At 34.8% G+C, this 15,793-nt stretch carries 13 protein-coding genes, 2 tRNA genes and 1 rRNA gene; 7 read left to right on the top strand and 9 right to left on the bottom strand.

Going from position 1 to position 15,793, the window contains the following annotated elements; genetic code table 11:
- Window positions 1–31 precede the first annotated feature (31 nt).
- Entirely contained in the window at window positions 32–412 is a 381-nt protein-coding gene (locus tag RQM59_RS04090) for an START-like domain-containing protein (RefSeq protein WP_349240805.1), read from the bottom strand.
- Window positions 413–553: 141 nt separating this feature from the next.
- Here RQM59_RS04090 and RQM59_RS04085 point away from each other — a divergent pair.
- Window positions 554–627 (top strand) — tRNA-Met (locus RQM59_RS04085).
- Window positions 628–688: 61 nt separating this feature from the next.
- Here the strand turns inward: RQM59_RS04085 and RQM59_RS04080 are convergent.
- Window positions 689–1,579: an MBL fold metallo-hydrolase gene (locus RQM59_RS04080; RefSeq protein ID WP_349240804.1), complete on the bottom strand. Its 891-nt coding sequence runs from the start codon at window positions 1,577–1,579 to the stop codon at window positions 689–691.
- 175 nt (window positions 1,580–1,754) lie between these two features.
- Here RQM59_RS04080 and RQM59_RS04075 point away from each other — a divergent pair.
- Window positions 1,755–1,827 (top strand) — tRNA-Gly (locus RQM59_RS04075).
- 33 nt (window positions 1,828–1,860) lie between these two features.
- On the opposite strand, the gene RQM59_RS04070 is transcribed toward RQM59_RS04075, so the two are convergent.
- Complete coding sequence (locus tag RQM59_RS04070) at window positions 1,861–2,514, bottom strand: rhomboid family intramembrane serine protease (RefSeq protein ID WP_349240803.1); 654 nt, start codon at window positions 2,512–2,514, stop codon at window positions 1,861–1,863.
- A gap of 72 nt (window positions 2,515–2,586) precedes the next feature.
- Between RQM59_RS04070 and RQM59_RS04065 the strand changes: the two genes are divergently transcribed.
- Window positions 2,587–3,477, top strand: coding sequence for a lysophospholipid acyltransferase family protein (locus RQM59_RS04065; protein ID WP_349240802.1), 891 nt, complete (start codon window positions 2,587–2,589; stop codon window positions 3,475–3,477).
- Here RQM59_RS04065 and RQM59_RS04060 read toward each other — a convergent pair whose 3' ends face one another.
- Together RQM59_RS04060 and glmM are read right to left on the bottom strand one after the other, a co-directional pair.
- Window positions 3,478–4,947 carry an aminotransferase class V-fold PLP-dependent enzyme gene (locus tag RQM59_RS04060; RefSeq protein WP_349240801.1) on the bottom strand — a complete coding sequence of 490 codons (1,470 nt, stop codon included), beginning with the start codon at window positions 4,945–4,947 and terminating at the stop codon, window positions 3,478–3,480.
- Window position 4,948: 1 nt separating this feature from the next.
- Window positions 4,949–6,340 (bottom strand): phosphoglucosamine mutase, encoded by a 1,392-nt coding sequence (gene glmM / locus RQM59_RS04055; protein WP_349240800.1) that lies wholly within the window; start codon window positions 6,338–6,340, stop codon window positions 4,949–4,951.
- A 161-nt stretch (window positions 6,341–6,501) separates the two neighbouring features.
- Here glmM and RQM59_RS04050 point away from each other — a divergent pair, with 161 nt between their 5' ends.
- Together RQM59_RS04050 and RQM59_RS04045 are read left to right on the top strand one after the other, a co-directional pair.
- The gene (locus RQM59_RS04050; protein WP_349240799.1) at window positions 6,502–9,765 is read left to right on the top strand and encodes a S41 family peptidase; all 3,264 of its coding nucleotides are present in this window, start codon (window positions 6,502–6,504) and stop codon (window positions 9,763–9,765) included.
- Between the two features lie 126 nt (window positions 9,766–9,891).
- The gene (locus tag RQM59_RS04045; protein ID WP_349240798.1) at window positions 9,892–10,671 is read left to right on the top strand and encodes a DUF6090 family protein; all 780 of its coding nucleotides are present in this window, start codon (window positions 9,892–9,894) and stop codon (window positions 10,669–10,671) included.
- Window positions 10,672–10,735: 64 nt separating this feature from the next.
- Here the strand turns inward: RQM59_RS04045 and rpsA are convergent, their stop codons facing one another.
- Complete coding sequence (gene rpsA / locus RQM59_RS04040) at window positions 10,736–12,553, bottom strand: 30S ribosomal protein S1 (protein WP_349240797.1); 1,818 nt, start codon at window positions 12,551–12,553, stop codon at window positions 10,736–10,738.
- A gap of 211 nt (window positions 12,554–12,764) precedes the next feature.
- On the opposite strand from rpsA, the gene RQM59_RS04035 reads away from it, so the two are divergent.
- Both RQM59_RS04035 and RQM59_RS04030 read left to right on the top strand, forming a co-directional pair.
- Window positions 12,765–13,223, top strand: coding sequence for a RidA family protein (locus RQM59_RS04035; protein WP_349240796.1), 459 nt, complete (start codon window positions 12,765–12,767; stop codon window positions 13,221–13,223).
- Entirely contained in the window at window positions 13,220–13,849 is a 630-nt protein-coding gene (locus RQM59_RS04030; RefSeq protein WP_349240795.1) for a 7-carboxy-7-deazaguanine synthase QueE, read from the top strand. Before RQM59_RS04035 ends, RQM59_RS04030 begins: the two co-directional genes overlap by 4 nt.
- Before the next feature lie 31 nt (window positions 13,850–13,880).
- Here RQM59_RS04030 and cmk read toward each other — a convergent pair whose 3' ends face one another.
- The 3 genes from cmk to rrf form a co-directional block, all read right to left on the bottom strand.
- The gene (gene cmk / locus RQM59_RS04025) at window positions 13,881–14,570 is read right to left on the bottom strand and encodes a (d)CMP kinase (RefSeq protein WP_349240794.1); all 690 of its coding nucleotides are present in this window, start codon (window positions 14,568–14,570) and stop codon (window positions 13,881–13,883) included.
- Window positions 14,570–15,592 (bottom strand): type IX secretion system protein PorQ, encoded by a 1,023-nt coding sequence (porQ, locus tag RQM59_RS04020; protein ID WP_349240793.1) that lies wholly within the window; start codon window positions 15,590–15,592, stop codon window positions 14,570–14,572. The genes cmk and porQ overlap by 1 nt, the downstream gene beginning before the upstream one ends.
- A gap of 112 nt (window positions 15,593–15,704) precedes the next feature.
- A 5S ribosomal RNA gene (gene rrf / locus RQM59_RS04015) occupies window positions 15,705–15,793 on the bottom strand; the annotation flags it as partial.

Raw genomic sequence — 15,793 nt, 5'->3', positions numbered from 1 at the left:
AAGTTAAGGTTAATTCTTTTATATTATTTGATTAGGCTCCTATCCTATGTTTTAACTCATCAATTTGATTTTCCCAAAGCATTTTTGATTCTTCCAATTCATCTTCATCAGAAAAATCAGTGACAATTAACGAGACATCCTTAGTAATGGCATCAACCTGAACTCTAAATTCAAAATAGGTATCATCCCCTTCACTTTCTGTCCATTTATAACGAGCTCTTTCGTCTTGTTTTTTAGAAACTATCGTTGCTTCCTCTTCAGAATCATCCCACATAAAGGTCATTAGTTTTCCTCTAGAATTTACTCTATCAGCAAACCATTCTTCCAATCCAGACGGAGAAGAAAAATATTGATATAACATACTTGGAGATGCGTGAATCGGGAACTCTATTTCATATTTAATTTTGCTCATATAATTTTCCGAATTTGCCTAAAAAGAGTGGAGTTTTTTAGTATTATGAAAGCAATATAGGTAATAATTCTATTTAAAAAAAATTAAAGACACATCTTGCAGAAATATAAAAATCAACTATATTTGCAGCCGCATACGCATGGCGAGGTAGCTCAGTTGGTTAGAGCGTCGGATTCATAACCCGGAGGTCGGGAGTTCAAATCTCCCCTTCGCTACAAAAAACAAACCCAATCTACTTTAGATTGGGTTTTTTTGTAGACTAAAAAATACCTTAAATTATTTCTTCACTTCTTTCAAGCTTTTATAGATAGTTGTTCGAATTCTTTCTTCAGTAATCCATCCACTAAAAGAAGCGTATTCTTTAGTAAGTTCCTTATTGTTTTTCACCTCCTCGAAACTCTTCCCATTGTCGATTTCAGCCTGAACCTTTGTTTTCAAGTCTTCCAACATTTTTTTATAAGCAATCAACTCTTCTCTATTCGCGACGTTTCCATGACCTGGCATGATCTTCGTATTTTCATCAGCCAACATAATGATCTTTCCTATACCAGCAATGTAACCATCAATACTTCCCCCTGAATCTAGATCTATATAAGGGAATCTTCCTTGAAAATAGGTATCTCCCGTATGAATGACATTGTTTTTTGTAAAATACACAATAGCATCGCCATCTGTGTGTGCATCGTGCAAATGCGTAAACAAAATAGCATCATCATTATAATGGAACATCATATCTTCTGTAAAAGTAAGTACTGGTAGTGCATCTTTTGGTGAAGCTTTTTTTGTTCTGCCTCTCACTACCTGGTCTTTACTCATTCGCTTACGAACATTTTCATGAGATACGATGGTAGCTCCTTCCTTGCTCATATTTTGATTTCCTCCAGTATGATCTCCATGCCAATGTGTATTCAATAAATAGCTCACTGGTTTTGGGGTGATCTTTTTAATTGCCTCTAGTATTTTAGGAGTTAATGGAGCAAACTGATCATCGATCATTAACACGCCATCATTACCTATCAAAAGTCCAATATTACCTCCTCTTCCCTTTAACATATAATAGTTATCCGTAAGCTTTGTGCTGATAATTTTAATGTCATTTTTTTGGGCAGAAATATTCATTGCAGCACCAAATATGACAACAATTAAAAAGTACTTTATTTTTTTCATAAAACGCTAATATTATTTGAATTGTGATAAAGATATAAATTTCATCATTCTGTTAGTACGTCTGACTATCATCATCTTACAAAACTTACGGAAAATTTTTACAGATGTACCAAGATAAAATCCAATTTATTAATTGTAGAATTCAAAAATGATTTTATATTTGCAACCTCTATCGGCGAGAGTAGCTCAGTTGGTAGAGCGTCAGCCTTCCAAGCTGAATGTCGCCAGTTCGAACCTGGTCTCTCGCTCTAAAAGTCTTATCTTCATTGATGAGACTTTTTTTATACATTTAATTTTTTTCCGAAAAAAAGCAATATCAAAATTGGGATGGTTAATGCTACAACCATCATCGTATTTTCCTGGAAAACACGTGGATAAAAAACTAAGGTAAGTGCGAATCCACCAATAGCTCCACCTAAATGTGCGGAGTGACCAATATTTCCTAATTGTTTCTTCATTCCGTAAATGGAATACAGTAAATAGATGACACCGAAAATATATCCTTTGATAGGTATAGGAACAAAGAAAAGAAACAGTTCCATCTCTGGGTATAAAAGTATGGAGGCGTACACAATACCCGAAACAGCACCAGAAGCCCCTATAGCACTATAATAAGGTTCATGTTTATGATAAGACAATGAATATAAACTTCCGGCCAATAAACTTCCTAGATATATCACCAAAAACGGAATTATACCAAGACGGAAAACAACAATATCACCGAAAAGATATAAAGCATACATGTTAAACAACAAATGCATCCAATCTGCATGTAATAATCCTGAAGTGAACATTCTGAACTTCTCTCCATTTTGGATTCGAGTAATTTGAAATTTATACTTTTCAAAAAAGGAATAATCGTTAAACCCTTTGTATGAAAACAATGCCGTTGCTGCAATCACTAATAGCACTACTTTGTCTTGACTTTCTATCATAAAACAAACATAACGAAAGTTAGGTATAAGAATAAATATTTAAACACGATATTTGCCAAATAATTATATCGAATGCAATTTTTAGTTTTCATCATAGCGTATCCGTTTATATTCCTTCTTTCCATCTTACCGATGCGGGTATTGTATATTTTTTCCGATTTCTTCTATGTTATATTTTACCATATCATCGGCTATCGAAAAAAAGTGGTTTATGACAACCTCAAAACAGCTTTTCCTAATAAAACAGAAAAAGAATTAAAAACCATTCAAAAAAAGTTCTTCAGACACTTTACAGATATTTTTATGGAAAGCGTGAAAGCATTCACAATTACTCAGAAAACGATCCAAAAGAGGTATACATATAAGAATCCTGAAGTTGTGAATGATATTGTAAAAAAAGGCAAAAATATTGCTTTAGTTGGAGCGCATCAAGCTAATTGGGAATGGTCCACCAGTTTGCCTTTAGTATTAGATATTACTGTTTTTGGAGCGTATACTAAATTAGCAAATAAGTATTTCGAAAAAGTCGTAAAAGATTCTAGAATGAAATTCGGAGTAATCGGTTATAAAACTTCAGAGACCATTAAGTCCATGAAAAAGAATTATGATAATGGTGTGCGGGGACTGTATTTATTATTAAGCGACCAATCACCTCAAGTACATAAAACACATTATTGGTCAGAATTTTTTGGTGTAAAAGTACCCATTCATACAGGTGCAGAAATGTTAGCTAAAAAATTTGACTTAGTCGTTATCAACTACGTATCTAAAAAAATCAAAAGGGGGCATTACCAGGTTGAATTTGAATTAATTACTGAAACACCAAAAGAGTTTGAGAATTATCAAATCACGGATAAGTATTTAGAAATTACAGAAAGAAATATTCAAGCTCAACCAGAATACTATCTATGGTCTCATAAACGATTTAAGCATAGAGATAAGGTTCCTAAAGAGTGGCAGTAATTATATAGAGAACCAATCAGATACCAACTGCTTTTCTATTGGTTTAACTGAAATGTGTACATAGTCATTTTTAAGAGGGTCATATTCGTAATCCGATGACCAGTCATCAATATTTGCACATAGTTCTTTTAATGAGGCACATATAAAGTCTACCTCTTCGTTTTTAATTGTTGGATGCAAAGACAAACGAATCCACCCTGGCTTTTCTGTAGAACACCCTTCTAAAATCTGATCTTTAATCCTATTCGAAGTTTCCTGATCTACGTTCAGCAAAAAGTGCCCATATGTTCCCGCACAAGAACATCCACCTCTTGTTTGGATACCATATCGGTCATTTAACAATTTTACAACTAAATTAAAATGAACGTTCTCTACATAAAATGAAAAGATGCTCAATCTATTTCTATGGTTTGGAGCTAATATCTTAACATTGGGAATAGATTCTAACGTTTCAAAAAGCTTTTGATTCAATTCATCTTCCCGTTGTTTGATCTTTTCCGTATTCATTTGATCTTTCAATTGAATTGAAAGTGCAATTCGAATAGTTTGTAGAAAAGCAGGCGTCCCTCCATCCTCGCGAGTTTCAACATCATCAAAATAGTCATGCTCTCCCCAAGGGTTTGTATAAGAAACCGTTCCTCCACCAGGGTTATCCGGAATCATATTTTTATATAATTTCTTATTAAAAATCAATACCCCTGAACTCCCTGGGCCTCCTAAAAATTTGTGTGGAGAAAAGAAGATAGCATCCAAATATTCATCTTCTGCTTCCGGGTGAATATCTATATCCACATAAGGTCCAGAGCAAGCAAAATCAACAAAACAAAGTCCGTTGTACTTATGAATCAGTTTAGCTACCTTATGATATTCGGTTTTGATTCCAGTAACATTCGAACATGAGGTTACCGAAGCTATTTTCAACTTACGGTGTGCATGCCTTTGAATACACTCTTCAAATTTATGCAAACAAACCAATCCGGCATCATTACAAGGTACAACCTCTACATCTGCAATAGTTTCCAACCAGGATGTCTGATTGGAATGATGCTCCATATGAGATACGAAAACAATAGGTCTCAAGTCTTCAGGAACTTCTGTATGCTCCTTTAAGTTTTCCGAAACCTTCAAACCTAATATTCGTTGAAATTTGTTCACCACGCCAGTCATTCCAGATCCCTCCGTAATTAACGCATCATTTTCATTAGCATTTACATGCCTTTTAATAATCTTTCTAGCTTCGTGATATGCAAGCGTCATTGCTGCCCCTGAAGTAGAAGTTTCAGTATGTGTGTTTGCTACAAATGGCCCAAACTCATTCATCATTTTCTCTTCAATAGGACGATATAACCTCCCACTTGCCGTCCAATCTGTATAAATCAGTTTTTGTTCTCCATATGGCGATACAAACGTCTGATCAACACCAATTATCTGATCTCTGAACTGCTGAAAATAATGCTCTAGTGTAGACATGTTATGCTATAATTTCTTTTATTTCATCTATAAAACGAACGGCCAGTGCATCTGCAGTATCCTGAGACAAACTTTCCGTATAGATCCTGATAATAGGTTCCGTATTAGATTTGCGTAAATGTACCCATTCTTTTGCAAAATCTATCTTAACGCCATCAATAGTATTCACATTTTCAGTTTGATATTTATCGGCCATGGTGGCTAATATGGTATCTACATCTATCTGTGGTGTCAATTGTATTTTATTTTTACTCATAAAGTAAGAAGGATAACTTTCTCTTAAAGCTTTACAAGATACTTTCTGTCTTGCCAAATGCGATAGGAATAGTGCCGCACCAACTAAAGAATCTCTACCATAATGAGATGCTGGGTAAATAATTCCTCCGTTTCCTTCTCCTCCGATAACCGTATTAGTGTCTTTCATCATTTGGACAACATTTACCTCTCCTACTGCACTTGCCGTATATGTTCCGCCATGCTTCTCGGTGACATCTCGTAAAGCTCTTGACGATGATAGATTTGAGACTGTATTTCCTCCTCCTAATCTTCCAAGAACATAATCGGCGCAAGCTACTAACGTATACTCTTCACCAAACATAGATCCGTCTTCACAAATCAATGCTAAACGATCAACATCTGGGTCTACAACAATTCCAAAATCTGCTTGCTCCTTTACAACCAATTCAGAAATGTCCGTTAAATGCTCTTTTAGAGGTTCTGGGTTATGCGGGAAATGTCCATTTGGTTCACAATACAATTCAACACATGCGACGTTCAATTCTTTTAAAAGTGCAGGTATAAAAATACCTCCTGTTGAATTTACTCCATCAACAACCACTTTAAAATTGGCATTTCTAATAGCTTCTACATCTACCAATTCTAAATTCAATACCTCATGAATATGCTTTTCAACATAATCTTTGCGTTTTGCATAGGTTCCTAGGTCATCTACCTCAGCGAAATCAAAATCATCACTTTCAGCAGTTTGTAATATAATTTCTCCGTCTGCACCGCTCAAAAATTCACCCTTTTCATTTAATAGTTTTAAAGCGTTCCATTGCTTTGGATTATGGCTTGCGGTTAAGATAATTCCTCCGTCAGCATTTTCTAAAGGAACAGCAACTTCTACGGTTGGAGTTGTTGATAAGCCTAAATCAATTACATCAATTCCAAGGCCTACCAGGGTATTTGCTACCAGACTACTTATCATTTTCCCAGAAATACGAGCATCTCTACCTAAAACAACGGTGATCTGCTCTTTATTTGGGTTTCTATTTTTAATAAATGTTCCATACGCCGATGCAAATTTGACCGCATCTATAGGTGTCAAATTATCCGAAGTTTTCCCTCCAATAGTTCCTCTAATTCCAGAGATTGATTTAATTAATGTCATGCCCTAATTTTATACCTCACAAAGATAATTTATTTCAGCAAAAAACCTTTTAAAAATGAAATTGTGTTTTTTGGTAATTTTTAACAGTTATTAATTACTTGTGAAAATTATTTCTATCCATTTTTCGTTATATTTAGAATCCAAAAATTTCAAACCAAATTATGAAAACTCCCATCAAACTTGAACTTAAAACGTTCGCACAATCTATCTTTTTATGTATTGCTGTATTCTTATTAAATATTGAGAATAGCACAGCACAAGAAACAAGATTATTAAGACAACCCGATATAAATACTACTCATGTAGTTTTTACATATGGAGGTGATATTTGGATAAACAAACTAGGTACTAGCAATGCTAAACGAATAACAAGTACACCAGCTGTAGAATCTAACCCACATCTATCTCCTGATGGGAAATGGATTGCCTTTTCTTCTAATAGATCAGGTTCAAATTCAGTTTATATTGTTTCTACTAATGGAGGCGAGCCTAAAAGACTAACCTGGCATCCAAATGGATCAAGTGTTCGAGGATGGACAAATGATGGAAAATCTGTGCTCTATGCAAGTTCTAGAGAAACTGCACCAAGACCTTATAGTCGATTGTGGACAGTTCCTGTAAAAGGAGGGGCACCAACTTTAATAACTAAACAATGGAGTTATAGTGGTTCTTTTTCTCCAAATGCTAAAAAAATGGTACTTGATAAGATGAGTCGTTGGGATGGAGAATGGAGAGCTTACAGAGGTGGTCAGAATACACCATTGATCATTCTAGATGTAAAATCTTCTAGGGAGACATTACTACCACATACAAATACAACGGATGTTCAGCCATTATGGATGGGGGATGATATTTACTTCTTGTCTGATAGAGATTTGGTAATGAACATTTGGAGATATAATACAAAGAGTAAGAATCTTACGCAAGTAACTAAATTCAAAGGATCCGATGTAAAGTGGTTATCTGGAGATAAGAATAAATTAATATATGAACGAAATGGGTATTTACACACCTACGATCTTTCTTCAAATAAATCGAGAAGATTAAAGATTAACGTTGTTGGAGATTTTCCTTGGGCAGAAACTAAATGGGAGAATGTGACAAGAAGAGCTAGATCTGCAAGTTTATCACCTAACGGCAAAAGAGTCATAATGGAATCTAGAGGTGATGTTTTTACCGTTCCTTTAAAGTTTGGTGATGCTAGAAATATTACACAGAGTTCAGGAACTGCAGATAGAGCACCTTTATGGTCTCCTAAAGGAGATAAAATTGCGTGGTTTTCAGATAAGGATAGAAAGGGTTACGCCTTATTTACCGCGAGTCAAGATGGAATGTCAGATTTAACCAAAATAGCTATTGGTCAGTCTAAAATGGCCTGGAACCCTAGTTGGTCTCCTGATGGGAAACATATTGCTTTTGTAGATGATGATGTGCGTTTACGCGTTGTGAATTTAGAAACAAAAAAAATACAAACTATTGATGTTGGTGGTATTAATATTGAAAGAGGTTCCATTCAAATGCAATGGTCTCCAGATTCTAACTGGATCGCTTATGCAAAATCTGCCAGCAATAATTTTAGACAAGTGTTTATTTGGTCAGCTGAATCGCAAAAAACCACTGCCATTACCGATATCTTTGCTGACTCCTTTTCTCCTACCTGGGATTTAAACAAAAAGCAACTATACTTTTTAGCAAGCACAAATGTAGCATTAGGCTCTGGTTGGGCCAATACAAGCGCGATGACTTCGAATCCAAGTTACGCTGCGTATGTTGTTAACTTAGATAAAAATGATAATTCTCCTTTTAGACCCAAAAGTGATGAGGAATCTATAAAGAAGAAAGACGAGAAAAAGAAATCGAAACCTGACAAAAAAGAAGCTGGAGATAAAGCGATGACTATTGACTTTGATGGATTGGCAAGAAGAACTTTTGCATTGGGTATTCCTTCTAGGAATTATAGATACATTGTAGCAGGCCCTAAGGGAACTGCATTTATTGGAGAAAGAGTTTCAAATCAGAGAGGGTTAACAGTAAAAAAATACACGTTAAAAGATCAAAAAGCCAAGAACTTTATTTCTGGAGCTGGCAATATATCAATTACTGCGAATGGAAAACATATGTTGGCTAGAGTAAACGGTTCTTGGAAAGTGATTGGTACATCTGGACCAAACGGAAAGAGTGGAAAATCATTGAAAGTAAATCTTCAAATGAAACTAAACAGAATTGCTGAATGGGAGCAGATGTTTGAGGAGGCTTATAGATACGAAAGAGATTATTTCTATGACCCGAATATTCATGGAAGAGATTGGAAAGTGGTCTATAGGAGATATGCGCCGCTCGTACCTTTTATTAAACATCGTACAGATTTGACATATATATTGGATCAGGTAAATGGAGAACTATCCGTTGGACACAGTTTTGTTTTTGGTGGTGATTTCCCTAGAACAGAAAGATCTCAAGTTGGTATGTTAGGAGCAGATGTTATTGCCGATCAAGGAAGATGGAAAATTCAACGAATTTATACAACAGAAAGTTGGAATCCAGGATTATCTGGTCCTTTAGATGCGCCTGGATTAAATATTAATGAAGGAAATTATATCGTTGGAATCAATGGAAAAGAAATATCTACCAAGGATAACATCTATGAACATTTAGATGGTACTTCAGGAAAACAGACTATCTTACATATTAACAATAATGCCGATTTTAAAGGTTCGTGGAAAGAAACAGTGAAACCTATCCGTAGTGAAAATTCTTTACGTCAAAGAACTTGGGTAGAAGATAATAGACGTTTAGTTGATAAACTTTCTAATGGTCGTTTAGGTTATGTTTGGGTTCCGAATACTGGAGGTGGTGGCTATGTTTCTTTCAATCGCTATTACTTCGCACAGCAAGATAAGGATGGTGCCGTTATTGATGAGCGTTTTAATGGGGGTGGTCTCTTGGATGATTATATGGTGGATTTGATGACTCGAAGCATTAGAGCAGGAATAACAAACGAAGTTCCAAACGGTAAACCTATGCAACTGCCAGCGGGTATTTTAGGTCCTAAAGTATTATTGATCAACGAACTTGCAGGTTCTGGAGGTGATTTTTTCCCTTGGGTATTCCGTCAACAAAAAGCAGGGTTGCTTATTGGAATGACTACTTGGGGAGGGCTGGTAAAATCATCTGTTCATTATGGATTAATTGATGGAGGAGCACTTACCTCTCCAGATAATGCCGTATTCGACCCCGTTAAGAATGAATGGATTGGAGAAAATAAAGGAATTGCTCCAGATATTAAGGTGCGACAAGATGCACTATCATTATCGCAAGGAAGAGATCCTCAATTAGAGCGAGCCGTGAAGGAACTATTGAAACAGCTACCAGCGAAAAAGAAGGTAACGCCTCCACGTTATTCAAAACCCGCGAAAGGAAATTAGGACATTAATTAATGTACAAAAGACCTGGCTTTGCCAGGTCTTTTAATTTTTTAACATATGTAAACAAATGAATATTAATACACTAGCATAAATTTAATATCTTAGAGGGTCAACTAATCTCCCTTCATGATAAAACTTTTTAACAAGATTCGTAGCCAATTAATTGGTCAAGGTCGGATGCGCAAGTACCTATTCTATGCTATAGGAGAAGTGCTATTGGTTATGGTAGGTATACTTCTAGCGCTACAGTTCAATAATTGGAATACTGAAAAAGAAAACAAAAAAAAAGAGCACTGGTATTTGAATAATTTGGTAGAAGATATTCATTATCAGCAAGAAGACTTAAAAGACTTAAAGGCACATTACATAGAATGTATTAACATAGGGAAATCTATATTAATGGACTATAATAAAAGATATCATTTTTCCGATGTTGACAGCTTAGACTCTAAGTTGAATACTTTAATGATTACAGACAACTTTCCATATGTTAATAACACCTATGAAGAATTGGTTTCGTCAGGGCAGTTAGGGCTGATACAAAATAAAGACCTAAGTACAGATATTATAGATTATTATCTCTTCACTAAGGATAGTGAAATAGATGTTAAAAATAATATTGAGAATGTCTTTTACATGGTAATTTACCCTATTTTAAATGAACTGGTTCAAATAGAACTGGAAGAAGAAGGACTGGAGGAAAACGAATTAAGCCTTTTGAAAAACGATGAAAAAATACGTCAATTCGTCTTAAAAAAACTTGAAAATCATGATGTAAAATTGTCGTTGTTAAATGCAATTAAAACGAGGATTTTAATTAATCAAACACATTTAGAACTGGTTGATGAGACCTTAGAAATAGGTAATGATCTGGTTAAAAAAATTGATGCTGAATTACTAAAATAATAATATTATAAAAAAAGCCCTTGCAATTGCAAGGGCTTCTATATAGTTTGGAATTTGAAAATTACTATTTTCCTTCCATTTTCTTCTTTAATTCAGCTAATCCACCGATATCTCCTAATGTAGATTTTGGTGCATCTGCAGATTTCTTAGCAGCAGCTTTTACGTTGCGCTTCTCTTGCTCTTTAAAGATAGCAGTATGAGAAACAACCACTCTTCTGTACTCTTTACTAAACTCAAGTACTTTAAATTGTGCTGTATCTCCTTTACCTAACTTACCACCTTCTTCTTTGTCCAAATGACGACTAGGTGCAAAACCTTCAACTCCATCAGCGAAAGTTACTACAGCTCCTTTATCATTCTTCTCTTTAACGGTACCTTCGTGTACAGAATCAATTGTATATGTAGCTTCATGAGCATCCCAAGGGTTATCTTGTGTTTGCTTATGACCTAAGTTTAACTTACGTCCTTCTACATCTAATTCTAATACTTGAACTTCTAATGGGTCTCCAACAGTTACAAAATCTGATGGGTGTTTGATTTTCTTTGTCCAAGAAAGATCAGAGATGTATACTAAACCATCAATACCTTCTTCTAACTCAACAAACACACCAAAATTAGTGTAATTTCTTACGGTACCAGTATGTGTAGAACCTACAGGATACTTAGTAGTAATATCTGTCCAAGGATCTGGATGTAATTGTTTGATACCTAAAGACATCTTACGCTCTTCTCTGTCTAAAGTAAGAACTTGCGCCTCAACTTTATCACCAATCTGTACAAAATCCTGTGCAGATCTTAAATGCGTAGACCAAGACATTTCAGAAACGTGAATCAATCCTTCAACACCTTCCGATACTTCAACAAAAGCACCGTAATCAGCAAGTACAACAACTTTACCTTCTACTTTATCTCCTACTTTAATTTCAGAATCTAACGCATCCCATGGATGAGCAGATAATTGTTTTAATCCTAATTGGATTCTTGACTTGTTATCATCAAAATCTAAGATTACTACGTTTAATTTTTGATCTAATTCAACGATCTCATTTGGATGATTGATTCTAGACCAAGATAAATCTGTAATGTGAACTAAACCATCTACACCACCTAAATCAACAAATACACCATAAGAAGTAATGTTTTTAACAACACCTTCCAATACTTGTCCTTTTTCTAATTGGCCAATGATTTCTTTCTTTTGAATTTCAATATCAGCTTCAATAAGTGCTTTATGAGAAACAACAACATTTTTAAATTCGTGGTTGATTTTCACCACTTTAAATTCCATTGTTTTCTCTACATATTGATCGTAATCTCTAATTGGTTTAACATCGATCTGAGAACCTGGTAAAAACGCTTCAATTCCGAAAACGTCAACGATCATACCACCTCTAGTTCTACATTTTACAAATCCATTAACAACTTCACCTGTTTCATGTGCGTTGTTAACTCTTTCCCAAGCTTTGATTACTCTTGCTTTCTTATGAGACAATACTAATTGTCCTGTACTATCTTCTCTTTTATCTACAAGTACTTCAACCTTATCACCAACTGCTAAGTCAGGATTGTAACGAAACTCGTTTAAAGAAATTACACCTTCAGATTTAGAGTTGATATCAATGATGGCATCTCTATCAGTTTTTCTGATAACCGTTCCTTCAATTACATCACGCTCATTTACAAATCCTACTGTACCTTCTAAAGCTTTCTCAAAAGCTTTTAATTTAGATTCGTCAACAGCTTCAATACCTTCTTCGTATTTATGCCAGTTAAAGTTTGCTAAAAATTCTTGTGGATTTACTTCTGCTACAGTTTCTGTAGCTACTTCTTGAACTGCTGGAGCTTCTACTTGCTCTTCAGTTGCTTTTGTTTTTTCAGACATGCTGAAATAGTTTTGTATCTTTTTGTTATTCAGATTATTAACGATAATAACGCCAAGAGAAATTATACTTTAAAAATAATTTCCAAACCCTTTTTCTAATCTGTTCTCGTAAAAAGGAGTGCAAATGTACAAAATTCTATTGATTATTAAGTATTTAGGTCTTTTTAATTTGAGATTTCTTCTTGTTATATTTGTTTAAAATCTCAATTTCATGAAAGCATATAAATGGATTAGCTTACTTTTTTTCACGGTGATTATTTCCTCGTGTCAGCCTACTCAAAAATCAGCACCGAAATTTATCAAATCACAATATGAAAGTAGGCACAATGCTCCTTTCTCAGACGCCACGGAATATAATGGTTTGCTTTTTCTAACAGGTCAAATTGGAAAAGATCATAAAGCCGGTAAAATGGCCGAAGGTGGTATTACCGCAGAAACTAAGCAGGTACTAACGAATATAAAAGATGTCTTAGAGGCTAATGGATCAGATATGAATCATGTCTTAAAATGTACAGTCATCCTTTCGGATATTAATGATTTTACATCTATGAATGAAGTTTATCGTACTTTTTTTGCCGAAAATAAGCCAGCAAGAACTACATTTGCAGCCGATTTGGTCGCTGGAGCCAAAATTGAAATTGAAGTAGTAGCTGTTAAAAAAGAACTATGACCGAACAAACTAAAGCATTAATAGAAAAAGGAGAAATGCTTCCACTAATGGAAGAGTTCTATACCATTCAAGGAGAAGGGTACCATACTGGCACCGCTGCTTATTTTATAAGAGTTGGTGGTTGCGATGTAGGTTGCCATTGGTGTGATGTTAAAGAAAGTTGGGATGCCAATTTGCACCCACCCACATTAACCAACACTATTGTAAATAATGCTAAAAAACATGGAAACACTGTTGTGATCACTGGTGGAGAGCCTTTAATGTGGTCTATGGATTATATCACCAAGGAGCTTCAGAAAAATAAAATTCGAACGCATATTGAAACTTCAGGAGCCTATAGTTTTTCTGGGCAATGGGATTGGTTTTGCTTATCTCCTAAACGAACAAAACTACCATTAGAAGAAGTATATAAAGAAGCAGATGAACTAAAAATGATCATCTATAACAATGACGACTTTAAGTTTGCTGAAGAGCATGCAGCGAAGGTTTCTGACAAATGCGAATTATTCTTACAACCTGAATGGAGTAAAAGAGATAAAATGACACCAAAGATCGTTGATTATGTAATGGAGAACCCAAAATGGAAGATCTCCTTACAAACGCATAAATATTTGAACATCCCTTAATAAAAAAAGCATCCAAAAATGGATGCTTTTTTTATGATGATCTTTCTTTTACCAGTTTCAAAATAATTTCAAACTGCTCCTCTCTAGTTAGATTTGAATTATCTATTTCTATAGCATCTTCTGCTCTTACTAATGGCGAATCTTTACGAGTAGAATCTAATCGATCTCTTTCTACAACATTCTCGTATATCGCATCATAACTTACATCTTGCCCCTTATCTAGTAACTCTTTATATCTTCTTTTGGCCCGAGTATCTGCTGATGCATTCATAAATATTTTTAGTTCTGCATCTGTAAAGACAACAGTACCAATATCTCTTCCATCCATCACAACACCCTTATTTTTGCCAATATCCTTTTGAATAGAAACTAATTTCTTACGAACAACAGAAGCCGCAGCCACTTTACTCACTAAATTAGAGACCTCTAAGGTTCTTATTTCGTTTTCTACATTCATCCCATTCAAATACATGTCAGCATTACCTGTATCTTTGTTCAGTTCAAAAGACAAGTCGATTGAACTCAATTTCTCGGATAATGATGCCAGGTCGAAAAAGTCGGCACCCACAAAATTTTGTTTCATGGCAAACAACGTAACCGCTCTGTACATAGCACCAGAATCTACATATATATACCCTAAGGATTTCGCCAACTCTTTTGCTACCGTACTTTTTCCTGTTGATGAAAAACCATCTATAGCGATTGTAATTTTTTTATTCATTATCTTCTATCTAAATCTATATTGATGCTAAAAGTATTTGCACTGGAGGCTGCATGGTATTTAGAAAATGCATAATTAAACTTTAATTTGTTCATCTTAATTCCGAAACCAAATGAAATTCCACTAAACGAGCGCGCATTTTGAAGTCGCAGTTCGCTAGCTCTTCTAAAGTTATATCCAGCTCTCAAATTTATGGCACTCTCCGGAAATAATTCCGCTCCTATAACAAAATGTCTCATGGTATTTCCAATAAAAGAAACATCCTCATTAGTAACATTTCCCTCTAGATCCACGCTTTGATTTGAAGGATTTGCTACAGATACATTCCATTTTTGCAGGTTATCTAATGTTACATACCATCTCAAGGGTACATGGTCTAATTTATAATCAAATCCTAATGCAACTTTAAAAGGTAATCTCTCAGTTGTTCCGTTAAAAGATTTTATTTGTGCTCCTAAATTTCTTGCTACTAGTGTAATTCTGAAAGGTTTATATGGACTATTATATAAAATACTCACATCTGTCGCGACCCCATTTGAGGTAAAACTACTTATGGTCGAATTGATCAATTTCACATTAAAGCCCATATAAAAATTGGTCCAGGGCAAATTGAAAGCATACCCAATTGAAATTGCCACATCACTGGCATTGAAAGTACCTGTTTCATTTCCATTTTCATCGGCTCCAATAAGAGTTCCATAATTCAAATACTTTATGTTCCCATAAATGGTACCAAATCGTCTACTCAATACCTTTGCGTACGAAGCAGATCCAATATTAATACCAGCCAAATAACTCGTATAATTAACGGATAATTGCTTATCCAATTCTGCATTAATAGTAGACGGATTCCAAATAGGTTGATTCACATCATCTATTAATGTAAGTACTTCTCCTCCTAAGGCTACTTGTCTGGAAGATGTAGATAAGTTTAAAAACTGGTATACCTGTTCTCCTCCTACTTGTCCAGTAACAAATAATGAGTTTAACGCTAAAAAAATAAATACAATTTTACTTTTCATAAAGGTTTCACAAAGAAAACAGAAATATAAGTTATAACGTAATAATTACTAAATATTTTAAAATAATAGCAATAAAAAAACCTCATTCTATTAAAAGAATGAGGTTTAAAAAGAAAGGCAGCGACCTACTCTCCCACATAAATGCAGTACCATCGGCGCTATTGGGCTTAACTTCTCTGTTCGGGATGGGAAGAGGTGAGC

Origin of the sequence: Asprobacillus argus, assembly GCF_032248395.1 — a bacterium.
Classification (GTDB): domain Bacteria; phylum Bacteroidota; class Bacteroidia; order Flavobacteriales; family Flavobacteriaceae; genus Polaribacter; species Polaribacter argus.
The sequence above is the reverse complement of the archived record's forward strand: the minus strand, read 5'-3'. Positions and strand labels throughout refer to the sequence as shown.

Excerpts from the sequence above, each read along its gene's own strand:
- rpsA (WP_349240797.1), bottom strand. The coding sequence starts at position 12,553 with ATGTCTGAAAAAACAAAAGCAACTGAAGAGCAAGTAGAAGCTCCAGCA.
- RQM59_RS04035 (WP_349240796.1), top strand. The coding sequence starts at position 12,765 with ATGAAAGCATATAAATGGATTAGCTTACTTTTTTTCACGGTGATTATT.
- RQM59_RS04050 (WP_349240799.1), top strand. The coding sequence starts at position 6,502 with ATGAAAACTCCCATCAAACTTGAACTTAAAACGTTCGCACAATCTATC.
- RQM59_RS04065 (WP_349240802.1), top strand. The coding sequence starts at position 2,587 with ATGCAATTTTTAGTTTTCATCATAGCGTATCCGTTTATATTCCTTCTT.
- RQM59_RS04090 (WP_349240805.1), bottom strand. The coding sequence starts at position 412 with ATGAGCAAAATTAAATATGAAATAGAGTTCCCGATTCACGCATCTCCA.
- RQM59_RS04060 (WP_349240801.1), bottom strand. The coding sequence starts at position 4,947 with ATGTCTACACTAGAGCATTATTTTCAGCAGTTCAGAGATCAGATAATT.
- cmk (WP_349240794.1), bottom strand. The coding sequence starts at position 14,570 with ATGAATAAAAAAATTACAATCGCTATAGATGGTTTTTCATCAACAGGA.
- RQM59_RS04070 (WP_349240803.1), bottom strand. The coding sequence starts at position 2,514 with ATGATAGAAAGTCAAGACAAAGTAGTGCTATTAGTGATTGCAGCAACG.
- glmM (WP_349240800.1), bottom strand. The coding sequence starts at position 6,340 with ATGACATTAATTAAATCAATCTCTGGAATTAGAGGAACTATTGGAGGG.
- RQM59_RS04030 (WP_349240795.1), top strand. The coding sequence starts at position 13,220 with ATGACCGAACAAACTAAAGCATTAATAGAAAAAGGAGAAATGCTTCCA.
- RQM59_RS04045 (WP_349240798.1), top strand. The coding sequence starts at position 9,892 with ATGATAAAACTTTTTAACAAGATTCGTAGCCAATTAATTGGTCAAGGT.
- RQM59_RS04080 (WP_349240804.1), bottom strand. The coding sequence starts at position 1,579 with ATGAAAAAAATAAAGTACTTTTTAATTGTTGTCATATTTGGTGCTGCA.
- porQ (WP_349240793.1), bottom strand. The coding sequence starts at position 15,592 with ATGAAAAGTAAAATTGTATTTATTTTTTTAGCGTTAAACTCATTATTT.